Genomic DNA, 16,386 nt, shown 5'->3' with positions numbered 1-16,386 from the left:
AGGCGGGCGAAGCGAGCACCACATGAGCCTGTTCTCGAGAAAGTCCGTGAAATTGGTGGCTTCGCCAGCGAGCTTGCTTCACATAACCATTGTGTCAATCGTCTTTGGAATGATTGCATATTATTACGATCAGGATTTCGGTAGCTCTCTCGTCTATACATCAGTTTGTTTTCTCCTCCTGCAATTCGGTTATTTCGCTGGCAGCATCTACATGGCCTGGTCGGAGCACAGGCGGCGATCGAGTGGTTAATCTTGGAGGCGATAATTCTGCCCGACCAGAGTTGAATAAAGACGGACGACATCCTGCAAGGGTTGCGCATCGAGTTTGTTTGACCTGAAGCTGGCTGGGTCTGTTTTCGCGGAAGCATCACGGAGCCATGAGCGGCATCATCTTCGCTGCCGCGCCGAATGATTACCTTTCCGGATGACCCCGTCGATGTTGCGGCCCCGGTTAATGTCCGGTGCTTTCTGGGACAGAACTACGCTCTCACATGGAGCCTGCCATGCCTTATCTAAGCAATGCGAGACACTGGTTGCGTGGACTGTCGGATGGGGACGTTCGTCGCATCGCTCAACAGGTCAACCAAGACGGAATTTCCTGTATTCCGAACTTCCTTACGACCGAAGATCTCGGCCATATGCGAAGTTTTGTTTCCGCCACGATCAAGCGTGCAGGCCAGCAGACGGTTTCGCTGAAAAGCGATGAACTCGCAGGATCAGGCCTGGATGATCTCGGCAATTCTGCAGAGTTCAAGGCTCTCTTTGCCCGCCTGTATTCCATTGGTCTGGGGCGACCCGCGCCGGAGGTCAAATTCTATCAGATCCTTCGCTGCCTCACGGGAAAAAGCGTGGCAGACCACTCTTTGATATTTCACTATGATTCCTACGCGATCACCGCACTTATCCCGGTGGAGATCCCGGAATCCGGTCGACGAGGCGACTTCTTGATAATCCCGAACACCCGGGGGATTCGATCGAGTTACCTCTTCAACCTCGCCGACAAAGCGATCCTTGACAATGCGCTCACTCAGCGCGTCCTGAGGAGGCGCGCCTCCGGGGGCAAAGGTATGAAACACGTGTCCATGGTACCGGGTAGTCTCTATCTCTTCTGGGGCTATCGCAGCATTCACACCAACGAGCCCATCGATGAAGGGGCCGTGCGGGCAACGGCGCTGTTTCACTATGCCGATCCGCATGCTGACAGCTATCTGAAGCGGCAACTCGGCCGCGGTTGATCCCGATCGTTCCGACAGATTGTTAAGCTGAGGCGGTTTCGGCCCCATGCGACCTGACGGATTTGTAAATGCTGAGCGTTTCGCGAGCGACCCGCTCTATCGTCAGATTGTTGATATGCAACTGACTTCTTGCCTTCCACATATCCAATCGTTCGGGATCCGCCAACAGTTCGCACAGAACCGCTGCCAGGGCTTGTGGATCGCGCGGGGGGACGAGAATGCCGGCTTCGCCGAAGCCGAGCAGTTGCGGGATTCCATCCACGTTGGTGCCAATCACGGCACAAGCCGCTTCTCGCGCCTCAGACAAGACCAGCGGAGCGGGATCGGCATGGGAGGGCAGGACGAAAATGTCGGCCGCCAGCATGTAGGGGAAAGGTTCATCGATTGCGCCGACAAACGTGATGGCATTTGCACAGCCCGTTTCGCTAGCCAATTGCAGGTAAGCGGCTTCGAAGGGGCCACCGCCGGCGATATACAGATGGCTCTCTGGATATTTCTCATGTGTCATGCGGAAGGCTTCCAGGAGGTCGGGCAATCCCTTTCTGGGGTGAAGCCCACCCACGAAAAGAATGCTTCGCCCCCGCAGTGATGCGGGCGTCCTGTCGCGGCCCTCGAACCGGGCCGATCCGATTGTGCCGTTGAGAACGACGTGCAGCTTTGATGCTGCGATACCGCGCTGCTGCATCGACATCCCGACGGCTTCACTGACGGCAATCACGCGAGTGCCAAGCCCCATCAGGACTGCGCTTTTTTCGAATGCGTTGTGAACGGTGGTAATGAGGGGCGTCGATGATAAACGACATATGGGGGCTGAAAGGACAGCACTCGTCATCATATGCGCATGCACGATATCCGGCTTCCAGTCCCGGATGAGTCGCCGCAAGGACCAAAGGGATTTGAGAAGGCTGAGTGGCTTTCTCTCCTGATTGAGGAACGCCACTTCGACGGCGTTGCGAGCGAGCAATCTATCGAAGTCACCTCCGCCGCTTGCCATGCAGACATCGTGCCCAAGCTTCACCTGCGCGCAGGCGAGATCGACAGCAGCATGCACATTGCCGTTTAACCGTCGGGTGTGGTTCAGAATATGCAAGATCCGCACGATACGCTCATGGGGTTGTCGGAGAGGATGCTAGGAGCGGTGAAGGTGCTCGCTCGTTGTGAGGAGAAATCTCGACCGCTTCAGGTGGCTGGGCGACTTTCCGTTCGAACCCGAGAGCGGTCTCTGCATCGAGGGTGGAGACCCGTGCCGTCGGCTGATAGTTGAACCCGCCGTGGCGTCCGTAAGACTGTACCCCGAAGGCGTACAGTTCGGCGATGGCTTCATCTGCCCGGCGGGCCGCATCGCGGCTGTAGACCGGATAGGCGTTGGTCAGGACCTGGCTGCCCTCGAGTTTCAAATCTCCTCGAAACAGACCATTCGCCGAAGCGTGCGCGCGAAAATCCGATTCCGACATTTCGGTCGAGTAGCCGGGTTGCTCTGCGACGACTTCCACGCCGAAATATTCACGCCCGTGGGCCGGACCGTAGAAGTCGGAATAGACCGTCAGCCGTTTCCAGGCGCCTTCGTGCGAGAAATTGTAGACGATCGGCTGGTGGAAGCCTCGATTTCCGCTGAAGCTGAAATAGAGGCCGATGAGCGTGGTGGTATTGAGGCTGTGCTGCCGCTCGATGGCGCACAAAGCCTGTACCGTCTCGATCGGGATCGTCGAAAACAACCGGGCTGCGGTAACCGCCCGATCCGCCAGCCTTAACCGGAAGCCGTTTTCCAAGCGGTCGATAGCGACCGGTTTGACGCCGAGCGCGAATTGCACGCCTCGTTTCTCCAGGTTTTGTTGAGCAAGCCGGTATAGAGGCGCAAATCCGGCTTTCGGGCGTGCAAGCTGTCTGTTTGTCGACCCCCGGCGCTTGGGCCGGAGAAGGCGACGAGCCAGGTTGCCCAGCGAGGCATGTTCGCTGATCCACAGCATCCTTTTCGTCGCCAGTTCGATATCGATCTGATCGAGGGCGATCCCGTAGAACCGCCGCATATAGGATTCCAGCCCGGAGCGCCGGAGAAGCTCGGCTCCGATCCAGTAGCGGGTAAATTCTCTTGCGTTGTTCATTTCGCGCTGGAACAGCCGCGCGTAGAATACCGAGCCGAAGATCCGCGCCATCCCCCTGGCGCCGGCTCGCAAAATGTCGTCCCGCAACGAAATCGGATAATCGGTAACAATTTTCTGGGGGGTCAGCCGACCCCAGCGAGGCTCAATCGGCACGTACAGGGAGAGCAACTCGGGGAAATGCGTCAACAAGGGGGAATCGTCCTGGAAAATCAGGCTTCCTATGTCGAATGTGTATCCGTCCGCCGACCAGTCCATGTGGTTCCCGCCGACGTGTTCGTATTCATCGACGATCAGTATTTTCCGGCATCCTTGTTTGGCCAGGACGGAAGCTGAAACGAGACCGCTAACACCTGCCCCCAGAACAATGGCGTCATAGTTTATGTCCGCCGCCCGCTCTGGGGTGGAGAAGTAAGTCTCATTCATGCAAACCTCCATCGTTTGATCTAGTACTTTCGGGCTGCGTGGTTGAGATAAATGCAGGACTGCCTCTTTAAACATAGTTTCTGCTTAAATATGTGAAATCATGACTATATTTTCAGCAGGTATACTGATTGATATATAATAATTTAACTTGAAGGCGTTTGTCTATGTCTGTTACACTCCCTTATCGACGTGGAGGCCTCCTCTCTTTTGGGGATGCGCTCGGGGAAAATTCCATCTGTGATTTGGGTTCGTGCTCTGCCGTCAAGGCGTGCTGATATCGATGATTTGCGAGGGAATGTTGGATGCCGCGCCGTAGCCTCGATGATTTCAATCGACCATTGCATTCCGTGGAGCTGATTGCGACGGATGTGTTCGATACGCTTTTGCTGCGCAATGGTCTGTCGCAGCGATCACGCATCATCACGGGTGAAAAGATGTTCGCCCGTTTTCTGAAAAGCCAGGGTTTGAGCTTGCCCGCCGAAGAACTCATCCGAGCCAGACTGCTGGCTGAGAAGATGGCTTATCGGGCCCTGAATATGGGAGGCGGTCGAGGCGAGGTGCGTCTTTGCGATATCATCTGCCGCCAGCTGACTATTCTCGGATTGCCTCAATCCCTGATCGAGAAACGGATCGCCGTCGAGATCGAAATCGAAAAGCGGGCCCTGTTTGCGAATGGCGATTTTGCCATGCTGTTGAGACGACATCGTCAAACCGGCGTCAGGGTGGTGGCGATCACGGATACAGGGCTGTCCGGTGAAAAAGTCGGCGAACTCATCGACCATTTTCACGGCCCGGGCCTTCTGGACAAGATCTATTCAAGCGCGGACTTGAGGGCCAGCAAGCGACAGGGCGACCTGTTCTCCCTGGTCTTGCAGGCTGAAAGAGTAGACGCTTCCCGTGCCTTACACATAGGAGACGACCTGCTTGCCGATTGTCTCGTGCCGAAGAGCATGGGGATCCAGACCATCCATATGCCGAAGAAACGCCTCAAGCGGCTCGTTTCACAGGGCAATGCAGCCCTGGCCGAAGGAATGCGGCACGTCAAAAGTGGATTGGCCTCCCGCGAGGCCATCCCGTCGATCAGCGATCAGGCTCACTTCGGGGAACATGTGTTCGGCCCGATCGTCGCTGAATTCTGTCTCTTTTTATGGCTGTATAGCCAGGAGGCGAGTTTGAAGGGTGACGCGGCAATGCTCTTTTGCGCGCGCGGCGGGCTTGGCATACGGGAGGCTTTCGAACGCCTCCAATCCGTGCTCGGCTTGCCTCTTTCATTGAAGCGCGAGAACATCCTGATTTCGCGCCTGGTCGCTGCCCGCACGGCTGTGGCGGCTAGGAACCCGGCAGTCCTGGACGAGTTGGCGCGCGAATTCGAGGGCTCAAGCTTCGCTGCCGTTGCATATGCGCTCGGTGGTCGGTCTTTCCATCTACCCGCCCAATGGCAGCAGGTTTTCGATGCGAACGGCTTCTTCGACCTGTTGGATACGGCTGGCGGCGGCGCTGTCGCGCAGGAGATCGACCGTCAGAATGAGCACTTCAAGATTCATATCGAGCAGATCGTAGGTGATGCCAAACGTATTATACTCTGCGACACCGGGCTCTATGGCAGTACGCAGAGGCTTCTGTCCGCAGGGCTGCCGGAGCGTCGCTTTGAAACGGTGCAGTTTGCCCGATGTAACTACAAGGGGCTCAGCGAAGATCATTTCCCCAATGTGGCGGGTCTCGTGGTTGAGGATCGCTTCTACAATCCCTTCAAGACGAGGACGGTGGTCTTGCGATATTGGCATATCATCGAGAGTCTCTTTGAGCCGGCGATACCTTCCGTCAAAACACTGAGCACAGGGCAAGACGGCATCGTGATCGGGAACTCGGGAGATATTCGTTTCGGTTGTCTCGATCCCGCAAACGGCAATCCGCTTCTCACCGGCGCGCTGCGCTACATCGACGGCCTTTCCAGCGGCGCGCAGGTTCTTCGCGACGCGGATCGGGCCTGGCTGAGGCTTAAACAGGCGATCACCAACCCGTCCAAGGCGGATATGATTGCGCTGGGTGTCGCTCCCCGTTCGGTTGATTTCGGGCGAAGTGAATTTATCGCGACGCTTGCACCAGCGACCAGGGCAGGGATGGCACGCAAGTTGATGGCCGTAAAATCCGAGTTGTGGCGCGAAGGAGCGATTGCCCAGGAGTTTCCCCGGCTGAAGCCGGCCTTGCTCCGCGCAGTGGGTCTGGCGCATGTTCTCCGAGGCTTCTCAGCCAAGCTGAACCGCTGAATGGCGCCCGGGAGGCCGGCAGCAAACGGAACTTGTCTGACCATGGCCATCTCGGACGGCGCAGCACGATCTGGCATTGCCTTTGAGCCAGCCCAAGGTCTTTCAACGAAGTGAGGGCCTCGTCGCGCATGAAGCCCTCACTTCGACGATGACGGCAGTGAGACAGAGGCGTGGTGAAGAATGCTTGCGTTCGCAGCTCTCAAAGGTGCCAGTTGGCTTGTGTTTTCCCGCTTCGTTGGGCGGTTTATCGATTTTTTCAATGTACTTATTCTGGCGCGCCTCCTGTCTCCGGCGGAATTCGGACTGGCGGCGCTCGCAATGGCGCTGGTCGTGGTCATCGATACGGTCCTGGAGGTTCCGGTTACGCAGGCGCTGGTACGGCTTCAGGTGCTCGATAAGAGCCACCTTGATACCGGCTTCACTCTCGGCGTCTTGAGAAGTCTGGCAATCGCCGTGATCTTTCTCCTGGCGACCTGGCCATATTCGCTGATCAACGGAAATCCCGGGCTCGTCCCGGTGATTGCGGCCATGGCGCTCGGCCCGATCGTAAAGGGATTCATGAGCCCAGCCATGGTGCATTTTGCCCGGGCCCTCGAATTCCGCCCGACGTTTGCGGTCGAGACGATCAGCAAACTGTGCGCTTTTGCGGCCGCCGTCATCACCGTGGCTGCCGGGGGCGGCTACTGGGCGATCGTCGTCAATTTCGTAACAACGGCATTTGTGGCCACCGTCGCCTCTTATCTGGTGGCGCCCCACCGGCCCGCGTTCTCGCTGAAGCGGCTCTCGGATTTCGTGGGCTTTATCGGCTGGTTCAGCTCGGCGCAACTTGTGTCCGCTTTGAACTGGCAGTTTGATCGTTTCCTGATCGGCTCTGCCGGCAATAACGCCATGCTCGGCCGCTATGCCGTCGCAAGTGACATCGCCGTCATCCCGACCCAGAGCATCATCGGCCCGGCCCTGCAGCCGGTCATGGCAGCGTTTTCCCAAATAAGTTCGAACGCGGACCGGATGAGGATGGCCTTCCTCAAGGCGAGCCGTTTCGCGATGCTGATTTCGCTTCCGATTTGTGTGGGTATCTCCCTGACGGCAGACCTCGTGACCGATATCCTGTTGGGAGAGCAATGGAGCGACGCGGCGCCCTATCTCAGCCTGCTTGCCCTTTCCGTCATCCCCATACCCTATTTCCAGACGCTTTATTCCGCGAGCCTTGCTCTTGATCGCCCCTCCGTCGTTTTCAGGCTCAATACCATCGACCTGTGCTTCCGGGTTCTTTTCATCTCTATCGGCTTCCACCTGTTTGCCGCCCATGGCGCGAGCATTGCCCGAATCCTGGTCGCATCCGTCATGGCCGTTTTCTACGTTGCCGAGGCTCGGCATTTGTTCGGGCTCGGGCCATGGAGGCAGTTCCAGAACAATTGGAAAGTTCTGGTTTCCGCCGCCGTCATGGCAACCGTCGTCACGTGGTTACGGACGGAAATGCCGGTGTCGGATCTGCCCGTCTTCATACAGCTTGGCGCGGCGGCGAGCGCGGGCGCAGCAACCTATTTCGGGACATTGTTCGGTCTGGGTATGCGGATTGCCCGCACGGCAGGAAGGCCCGAGCTGGTCGATCGGTAATCTGTCAGGTCAAAGCCCGGATGAGCCCGCGTGTCGAGCGGACGCGCGCACCCAGGCGATAGGCAAGCGCTCTACGGGCGCGTTCTCTGGGAAGCAGACTGATGGCGGTGAAAAAGAGTGTCATGGAGATCTTCATCCGCAGCGGATTTTTGTCACGCCACAGCCGCCACACCAATCCGGACAGGCTTGCGAAGGAAACGTGTTCATCCTCCGCCACCGCAAGATAGAGGCGCCGCTCCCGATAGAAGTAGGCCTGTTCAGCTGATATCAGGCCCGATTGGTAACCATAGCTTGGCAGGATCCGGCGCAGATGCTCGGTTCTCTTGACGAACCTCTCGAGGTCCCGACGCAACGCCTGGGTATTCAATTCATCACCGAAGCCGGAATCGTTGCGGTCATGGACCCGGTAAAGACCGAGCGTTTGCGGCAGGCTGACCACATCGCCGATAAACGGAGCCGCAAACAGGATAATTCCATCAACCGCCTGATCGTAGTCTGCGTCCTTCAGGAGCTCGCAGACGTCGCGTCTAAAGACGTTTCCCGAGGTTGGGGGTGTCGCATACGCACCGCTGCGCAATACCTTACCCGCCAGTTCACGCCCTCTGGACGCCCGGAGTTCGGGTATCGGGCCGCTGATGACATTGCCGTCGCCGTCGATCCGCTTCAAGGGAAACTGGAGCTTTGCGACGCCATCGTCCAGGTTGGCGATGATCACTTCCAGCGCTCCGGGAAGAAGTTCATCATCGGCATCGAGGAACAGGACGAAGGGTGTCCGTGTCTGCTCCAGGCCAAAAAGGCAGGCCCTGCGCTGGCCGCCATTCGCAAGACGAAACGCTCGAACTCCCAGGCCGCAGATCACCTCCCATGAATCATCGGTGGAGCCATCGTCGATTACGAGGACCTGGCACTGGCGGCACCCTTGCGAGAGGACGCTTTCAACAGCGCGCCTGATATACTGTGAATAGTTGAAGCAGGTGATGATGATCGCGAGCTTGAAGATTGAGGCGTTCTGATCGTCCGCGTACCGGTCGGATCCGGAGGTATCCCAAACCTGGGAAGCCGCCTGCGGCAAGGCTGCGGTGTCCCGGGCGGTCATGACCTTGCCCGATTGATTATGGTACCGATCACGGGCGCCCCGGCGCGCCGCAGTTGGTTGTGAACGTCCTTGACCTCGTCGATTGTCGTGCGACCGCTCTTTGCGACGATCAGCACGGCATCGGCATGGAATGCCAATGCAAGTGCGTCCATGGACGTATCAAGGGCGGGAAGATCGAAGATCACGTCCCCCTTCAGGCGAGCGGTTTCCAGGACCCGCAGAACGCCGGGATGCCGGAAATCCGCGAAAATATTGGTATGAAGGTCCTTCGAGTGGATCGGGAGCGTCGCAATGCCGTCGAGATCGCCGAACGACAGCTGGTCCGCCTTCAGGCCGGAGATCGCCACATCGGCCATGGAGGTTGACGAACTGGACGTTTCTTCGACCATCGACGGCAGCCCCGAATAGAAGAACGTCACATAACGGCCGCCTCGGCTTAGAAGCTGGGCCATACTGAGCGACAGGGTCGAAACGCCGCTCTCAGTCGTTGCAGCGACGAGTGCGACGACGATGTTTCTTTCCCGTCGTTGCGAGCAAGCGACATCGATCGAGATTTTCAGGTCACGGATGACGTTGGCATAGCGCTGCAGCGCCGGACTATCGATATGCCAGGAAATACCAGTCGTTTTCCCGGTGTCCGGAACGGTTGCGAGACATGGAATGCCCGTTTCCTGTGAGAGTTCCTTGGCATTGCGCACGCGGCGATCAAAGGCCACGTTGATGGCGATAGTCGACATGCTTATCAGAAACCCTACAAGCCCACCCAGAGCGGCGATGAGTTTTGTGCGCGGGCCGGAGGGATTGAGAGGTGGAAGTGCGGCGCCAATGATCCGGGCATCGGCATCCGGCGTGGCGAGAGCGGGTAACGTGCCGTTTCTCATTGCCTCCCTGGCAGCATTGACCTGTGCGGCCAGCGCATCCAGTCGCCCCTGCAGCGTGTCCGTGCCAGCTCGCGCCATCTGCTCCTTGGAGGCAATCGATTGGAGAATGTATCCCGACACCATCGCATTTGCGACGCGCGCAGGAAGCGTTTGATTATATGACCAGAATTCGATCTCGACGACATAAGATTGCCCCACGCGTCGCGCGCTCAGCCGCTTGACGAAATTCGCAAAGGCAATGCGGCGGGCGTTCTCGCGGGGATCAGCCGTCGGGTCCAATGCGTCTTCCGCCCGCCTTGGCGACTTCCCAAGCGTTTTTAATCCACTATCGACGAGCGTCGACATCGTGTCCTGCATCTGTACCGCCAAGCCTCTGAACTCTTCCGGTGGTCGCGGACCAAGCTCGGCGTCGCCTTGAAGGACAAGGCTGTCGAAGACTGCTGAGAGAAGCCGTTCCGAACGGATGATCTGCAATTCGCTCTCGGCATTGTTCAGGTCGAGGTTCTGCTGCGCATTGATATCGCGCCCGATGTAGGCAAATTGCCGGGGCTCCAGCAGAAGCGTGGCAGTCGCGTTATAGACCCGAGGGAGAGAGTTTGCGTAAAGGAAGGCGAGCAGGAACCCCGCAGCCGTACATGCGATGAGCCGCACCTTGTTGCGCCAGGCAAGGGCAATCACCAGACGCAACAGGGCGAGGGGACCTTCGCCCGCATCGCCCATAGGCGTGCGATCCGTGCGCCAGAGACGGGAAGCTCCCTCCAGAGGACCAGGTCTGTTGATTGTCATCTGGCCTTGCCTCCGGTTCTCAGCGGAAGAGTGTTGAAAACTGACAACCGAGCAGCGCGCTCAGGCTCCAGGCGTCCTCGTAGAACATCCGCAACGCCCATGAGATTGCCTTTGACCCTCCCGCGTCGATCGATAAATGGCTCCGCCCATAACATCCGGCCGAGATTGCTGGCGATGTTGCGCAGAACCTGGTCGGTAACCTGCGCAAGCGTCATGGTGCCCTTGCGCATCATGTAGAGCGGGTTGACGATCTGTGAATACCCCAGCCGCTCACCGCTGACGCGACCGCTCTTGACGCCCATGTGTACGCCGGAAGCCTCGTCCGATTTGACGAAGCGCCCACCCCGCTTGGCAAGGGCGGCCGCGAAGTCACGATCCTCCAGCCACCCGTACAGAACCAGCCGCTCATCGAACCTTGTATCGCCGATGGCAGACACGCGGAAGGCCATGTTGCAGCCATAGGGACTGTAGGGCTCATGCCATCTGGAGCCAGGCGACGGCGCGCCATCCAGAAGGCGAAGGGCCTCATCGAAGGGGATGCCGGGTCCTTTGATTCCATCGGCGACGACGTGGCCCGTTAACCCCACGAGGCGACTTTCATCGCGAAAGGCGCAGGCCGCCGACGCCAGCCAATTTCTATGGGCGACGAAATCGTCGTCGAAGAAGACGACCACGTCCGTTTCGGGGGGCAAGTTGGTAAGCGCCAAGTTGCGTTGGGCCGCAAGGCCGGGCTTCCCCGTCACGATCGTCACTCTCGGATCGGAAACAAGGTCGCCGACGTCACTTACGTCTACACAGGACACGACCAACGTGTCCGGACGGACCGTCTGGGTCGCGAGAAGATGGCGCACAGTTGCGCTGACGACGGTGGGACGTCCGCGGGTCGCAATCACAACCGAAAGTCTCGGTGCAGCCGAGCGTGACCTGGCGTGCTGAGCCAGGCCTGTCGCGGGGTTTTTAAGCAGTTCCCGATAACCCGCCGCGGTGTTCGCCCAAGAGAAATTGCGCACCTGTTCCAAGCCCCGACCACGCAACTCGCCCTTGAGCAGATCGGACCGCTTCAATGCTTCGATATGGCCGATCCACTCGTCCGGTCGGAAGGGAGAGGCCATCAACGCCGCCGTGCCACATACTTCCGGCATGCTGGCGCAATCGGACGCGACGACGGGGCAACCCAAGGCCATGGCTTCGACAATAGGCAGCCCGAAACCCTCGGTCACGGAGGGAAACACGAGACAGAGCGCGTGTTTCAGGAAATAGGCAAGGTCGTCGTCCGAAACCCGCCCGACGAGGAGAACGTTAGGCAGTTTTTCGAGAAGCTCGGAGGCGAAAATCCCGTCGCTCCCTCCGGCAACGACGATGTCGATATGCAGGCCATCCAGAGCTTCCGCAGCCTTCGTCAGCAAGCCAAGGTTCTTGTGTTTGGCACGCGAGGCAAGCGCCAGAACGAACTGGCGACCCCTCCCGCCTATCGCGCTGACGACTTGCGGCGCGGTCTCCGCCCGCTCGGCGTCCCATTCGAGAGCGTGTTCATGTCCATTGGGAAGGATGGCGATGTCTTCCTGCCGGACAGGCAGGTAGCGCGCAAGCTGCCGGGCCGATGCATGAGAAACCGTCGCAATACGGGCGGCGCTTCGAACCAGAAGCGGCTGCAATCGAGAATAAGCCATGCGGAAGGCGGGGCTATAACTTTCCGGGGCGGCGAAAATGTTGGCATCGTGGATGCAGACGATCTGGTCCTTTTTGAAGGCTGGCGCCGAATTGCAAAGATTGAGCAGCGGACCTTGTCCAGTCCGGGCAAGCACGGTCTGCTCCCACGCATGCCCCCCGAACGGACCGGACGTGACCAGCGGAATTCGGGCAAAGCCCGGCTCCGGAGTACCGGTGGGCGCGATCATCGGCAGGCGCTCGTCATTACCCAAGGTGCGATCGAGCGCCTTGACGACGTTCATCGCATAGCGTTGAACGCCCGTCGCATTCTGCGTCAGAAACCGCCCGTTGATGGCGCAGTGCTCAATTGAGCTCACGATCGCCCTCCGTCATGGTTCGCCCGTTGCCCCGGACGATGGAGAGATATCACGAACGGTGCGCGGGAAGGGGAAAGCGCGGCCTTGGCTGGCGGATAACGAGACCACAACAACAGGTGGACTGCGGTCTCTTTTCGGTGGGAGTTTCTACTGAAGATTACAGAACTGGCTTGCAAGATGTACTGATCCCTCGAAACTGCTTCATTGTGTTTGCCGTATGCGCTAGATCCCTCCCGCCGTCCGCCACGATCCGAATTGCCGCTCTGGACCGGGAGGAGCCTGTAGGCGAATTTATCTGGATAGGAAGCGTGAGAAGGTGGTCGCCGTTCGGCAGACCTGGCCGCTACCTGCACCTATCCCCGAGATACTCAATAGCTTCCCTGCGCCCTTAGGACCGCAGGGACGGTTTTGGCCATAATGACGATATCGCCCCAGATGCTCTGCTCGCGGACATAGCGCATGTCGAGTTCGACGCGCGCATTGTAGCTGATGTCATTGCGGCCACTAATTTGCCAGAGTCCGGTCAGGCCAGGTCGAACCCTGATGTAGTCGACGAAATAACGGCCATAAAATTCCGCCTCACTCGATACGATGGGGCGCGGGCCGACGATGCTCATATGCCCCAGCACGACGTTGAAGAGCTGTGGGATTTCATCGACACTGCTTTTGCGCAACAGGGCGCCAAGCGGCGTAATCCTGGGGTCGTTCTTCAGTTTGCGCGTGGCTGCCCATTCGGCCCGCACCGACGGATTGGCCGCTAGATGCCGAAGCAGGGCCTCCTCTGCATTGGGGACCATCGTCCTGAACTTGAGGCAAGGGAACATAACCCCGTTCCTGCCAACCCGGCGGTGTCTGACGAAGATCGGGCGGCCCTGGACGGCATAAAGCAGGGCGATCAGCATCACGATCATCGGCATGAGGACGATAAGTCCCACAAGGGACATTGCCGTATCGAGGGCGCGTTTGAGAGGGATCGAGAGGCGGTGCGACGCTTCATTTCCGATCTTCGAGAAAGCGAATTGCTCAGGTGCGTGGAGATGCGCGCTGTTTATCGCATTCAAATTACCACTGACATTCATGTCATTCATCTGCGTGCTCCGTGCTCCAGAAAAAGACGAAAGGATGTGGGCAGATAATTTAGAGCGGCATCCAGACTTAGGTTAGCCCTTGGTATTTCATTTGACAATACTTTTATTGCGGCGCACTATTTAGAACAATCAGGGTACATATGCCTATATTTGCCGATATATATAACGATTAAACTGCATGATACGGGGTAAATCATTGTATTTACCTCTTTCGATCTATATGGCGACCTAAATTGCTACAGTCGTTGGGCAATTCGGCCTGTAATTGATCCTAGGGGAGACTTCCATGCGGGTGGCAATTGTCCATTATTGGTTGGTCGGAATGCGAGGCGGAGAAAAGGTTCTGGAGGCCCTCTGCCGGATCTATCCGGGCGCCGACATCTACACGCATGTTTATGATCCTGCTGCGATTTCCCCGGAAATTCGGAAGCATCGCATTCATACGACCTTCATCGATTCCCTGCCCTACGCGAAGCGGCTGTACAAAAAATACCTGCCGCTGATGCCCATGGCCCTGGAGCAACTGGACCTCAGCGCCTACGACCTAGTCATTAGTAGCGAGTCAGGACCTTCAAAAGGAGTAATACCTACCTCCCCGGCCATCCATATTTGTTACTGTCACTCGCCGATGCGATACATTTGGAACATGTACAACAAGTACTATGAAACCTCCGGCAGGCTGACGCGGATTATGATGCCGCCTCTGGCGCACTATTTGCGGACCTGGGATGTCGCGACGGCCAGCCGCGTTGATGAATTCATCGCCAACTCCACGACGGTGGCGCATCGGGTGAAGAGCTATTACCGCAGGGATGCCCAGATCATCCATCCGCCCGTCGATACCCAGGCGTTTCGACCGGTCGCCGCCCGCGACCTCGAGGATTATTATCTGATGGCCGGGGAATTGGTGAGCTACAAACGACCGGATCTGGCCGTGGAAGCGTTCAATCGGATGAAGGCGAAGCTGGTGGTTATCGGCGGCGGCGAGATGTTGGATCGCCTGCGCAAGATCGCCGGCCCCACCGTGACGGTCATGGGTTCTCAACCTTTCGAGGTGCTTCAGCACCACTACGCGCGCTGCAGGGCGCTCGTTTTTCCGGGAGAGGAAGATTTCGGCATCGTACCGGTTGAAGCGATGGCGAGTGGCCGACCCGTCATCGCCTATGGGCGGGGCGGCGCGACGGAAACCGTTGTTGCCGGCAAGACCGGCGTGTTTTTCTCAACCCAAACGGTTGAGGCAGTCATCGATGCCGCGGAGCGCCTTGATAAAATGGATCTCAATCCCGCCGATGCCGTTGCGCGGGCGCAGGATTTCAGGACGGCGGTTTTCATCGAAAAGTTCAGATCCTACGCCAATCACCTCACCGGTCAGGCGCCGATCTGGGATGACATGAAAATAGCCTAGCCAGCGTGGGAAACAGGAGAGACTGGATGCAGCAGCCGAGCTTCTTGCGGCGCCCGTTTGAGATCCGTATCGGGTCATGGGCGGCATCAGCCTGTCGGGCATGCTCCCTGGCAAGGCTCCTCCTTATGCTGACGACCTGGTTTGCAGCTTTCTCCGTGGGCATGCCGGCAAGCGCGGCCGACTATACGCTTGGCCCGCAGGACGTTCTTAAAATTCGCGTTTTCGAATGGCGGCCGAATGCCGGCGTCGCATTCGAATGGGTGCCATTGACGGGTGAATTCGCGGTTTCGGCTGGGGGCACGTTATCGCTTCCGATCATCGGCACGGTTTCGGTCGCCGGCAAGACGCTGGATGAGGTGTCAGGCCTGATCGGAGAACAGCTTCAGAGACAGGTCGGCTTGCAGAAGCGCCCCAATGCTTCCGTCGAGGTCTCGGTCTATCGGCCATTCTTTGTGACGGGCTTGGTGTCCAAGCCGGGGAAATACGGTTACGTTCCCGGCCTGACCGTGATCCAGGCAATCAGCATGGCGGGCGGGCTGGGAGGGGCCGATCCCGAAATGATCGGTCTCCAGCGCGACGCGCTCGTCACTCAGGGAGACCTCGGCCAGTTGGAAATAGAGCACTATGGCCTTCTGGCACGCCAGGCTCGTGTCGAGGCGCTTCTCGGCGGAGCAGCCACGGTCTCGTTCCCACAGGAGTTGACATCGCAAGCCACGCGGCCGGCCCTGGCGCGCATGATGCAGGACGAACAGGCATTGTTCGAAACCCGGCAGCATCTCATGAACACGGAACTCGACAGGCTCGGCCAGGCGAAAATCCTGGCGACGAACCAGCTCGAAACACTACGGCTCAAGGAAATCTCGCTCGCCAGGCAGACCGAGATGGCGACCAAGGACCTCAGTTCCATCAACAAGATGGTGTCCCAGGGGCTGACTGTATCCTCGCGGCAGCTGGGTGCGAACCAAGGGCTTGCGGATCTCGAAAGCCGCAGCCTGGATGTCTCGCTCGCAATTCTCAAGACGCAGCAGGATCTCGCCAAGCTCGATCAGGAAATGGGTGACTTTCGCCAGAAATACCGAGGTGACGCGCTTGCCGAGGCCGTTGACCTGCGCGACCGGTTGGCGGCCAATTCTGAAAAGACGAAAACGGCGCGGGCGCTTCTGGCAAATATCGAACTGCGCGCTCCTGCCGTCCTCGCCGCACTGGAAGCTGACGGCAAGCCCGCCTTTATGACAATGGTGAACCGCACGATCAACGGTGCGATGCAGACCTTGGTCGTGAGCGACAATGATGAAGTGGCCCCGGGCGACGTCGTGCGGGTGGAGAGACGAGTGAAAGACGTTCGTCCGAAGAATTTCTGAAATTCGGCCAGCGCTGACAGCACAAAATCGTCACCCAGCTCGATGCCGGAAGCTAGCCAATTCCTGCTTGCTTGGAACATTCGGCACATGGTAGGATA

11 protein-coding genes are annotated in these 16,386 nt (G+C 58.3%); 5 read left to right on the top strand and 6 right to left on the bottom strand.

What is annotated here, in order from left to right; all coding sequences use genetic code 11:
- Positions 1-503: 503 nt before the first annotated feature.
- Positions 504-1,235 (top strand): hypothetical protein, encoded by a 732-nt coding sequence (locus tag ACSQ8R_RS28015; RefSeq protein WP_436256607.1) that lies wholly within the window; start codon positions 504-506, stop codon positions 1,233-1,235.
- A gap of 22 nt (positions 1,236-1,257) precedes the next feature.
- On the opposite strand, the gene ACSQ8R_RS28010 is transcribed toward ACSQ8R_RS28015, so the two are convergent.
- On the bottom strand, positions 1,258-2,334 hold the full coding sequence (locus ACSQ8R_RS28010; protein WP_436256606.1) for a glycosyltransferase family 4 protein: 1,077 nt from the start codon (positions 2,332-2,334) through the stop codon (positions 1,258-1,260).
- Positions 2,335-2,341: 7 nt separating this feature from the next.
- The gene (locus ACSQ8R_RS28005) at positions 2,342-3,760 is read right to left on the bottom strand and encodes an NAD(P)-binding protein (protein WP_436256605.1); all 1,419 of its coding nucleotides are present in this window, start codon (positions 3,758-3,760) and stop codon (positions 2,342-2,344) included.
- Between the two features lie 302 nt (positions 3,761-4,062).
- Between ACSQ8R_RS28005 and ACSQ8R_RS28000 the strand changes: the two genes are divergently transcribed.
- Both ACSQ8R_RS28000 and ACSQ8R_RS27995 read left to right on the top strand, forming a co-directional pair.
- Positions 4,063-6,027, top strand: a complete 1,965-nt coding sequence (locus ACSQ8R_RS28000; RefSeq protein WP_436256604.1) for a hydrolase — start codon at positions 4,063-4,065, stop codon at positions 6,025-6,027.
- Between the two features lie 180 nt (positions 6,028-6,207).
- Positions 6,208-7,644, top strand: coding sequence for a lipopolysaccharide biosynthesis protein (locus tag ACSQ8R_RS27995; RefSeq protein WP_436256603.1), 1,437 nt, complete (start codon positions 6,208-6,210; stop codon positions 7,642-7,644).
- 4 nt (positions 7,645-7,648) lie between these two features.
- Here ACSQ8R_RS27995 and ACSQ8R_RS27990 read toward each other — a convergent pair whose 3' ends face one another.
- The 4 genes from ACSQ8R_RS27990 to ACSQ8R_RS27975 form a co-directional block, all read right to left on the bottom strand.
- Positions 7,649-8,740 carry a glycosyltransferase family 2 protein gene (locus ACSQ8R_RS27990; RefSeq protein WP_436256602.1) on the bottom strand — a complete coding sequence of 364 codons (1,092 nt, stop codon included), beginning with the start codon at positions 8,738-8,740 and terminating at the stop codon, positions 7,649-7,651.
- Positions 8,737-10,407, bottom strand: coding sequence for a Wzz/FepE/Etk N-terminal domain-containing protein (locus tag ACSQ8R_RS27985; RefSeq protein ID WP_436256601.1), 1,671 nt, complete (start codon positions 10,405-10,407; stop codon positions 8,737-8,739). Before ACSQ8R_RS27985 ends, ACSQ8R_RS27990 begins: the two co-directional genes overlap by 4 nt.
- Complete coding sequence (locus tag ACSQ8R_RS27980; protein ID WP_436256600.1) at positions 10,404-12,434, bottom strand: glycosyltransferase; 2,031 nt, start codon at positions 12,432-12,434, stop codon at positions 10,404-10,406. The genes ACSQ8R_RS27985 and ACSQ8R_RS27980 overlap by 4 nt, the downstream gene beginning before the upstream one ends.
- A gap of 368 nt (positions 12,435-12,802) precedes the next feature.
- Positions 12,803-13,522, bottom strand: coding sequence for a sugar transferase (locus tag ACSQ8R_RS27975; RefSeq protein ID WP_436256599.1), 720 nt, complete (start codon positions 13,520-13,522; stop codon positions 12,803-12,805).
- Positions 13,523-13,808: 286 nt separating this feature from the next.
- On the opposite strand from ACSQ8R_RS27975, the gene ACSQ8R_RS27970 reads away from it, so the two are divergent.
- Together ACSQ8R_RS27970 and ACSQ8R_RS27965 are read left to right on the top strand one after the other, a co-directional pair.
- Positions 13,809-14,927 carry a glycosyltransferase gene (locus ACSQ8R_RS27970; RefSeq protein WP_436256598.1) on the top strand — a complete coding sequence of 373 codons (1,119 nt, stop codon included), beginning with the start codon at positions 13,809-13,811 and terminating at the stop codon, positions 14,925-14,927.
- 125 nt (positions 14,928-15,052) lie between these two features.
- Positions 15,053-16,288: a polysaccharide biosynthesis/export family protein gene (locus ACSQ8R_RS27965; protein ID WP_436256597.1), complete on the top strand. Its 1,236-nt coding sequence runs from the start codon at positions 15,053-15,055 to the stop codon at positions 16,286-16,288.
- The last annotated feature ends 98 nt before the right edge of the window (positions 16,289-16,386 follow it).

The organism is Neorhizobium sp. LjRoot104, assembly GCF_964253725.1.
In the GTDB taxonomy this organism is placed as follows: Bacteria; Pseudomonadota; Alphaproteobacteria; order Rhizobiales; family Rhizobiaceae; genus Neorhizobium.
This window is presented reverse-complemented; position numbering and strand designations above follow the sequence as displayed.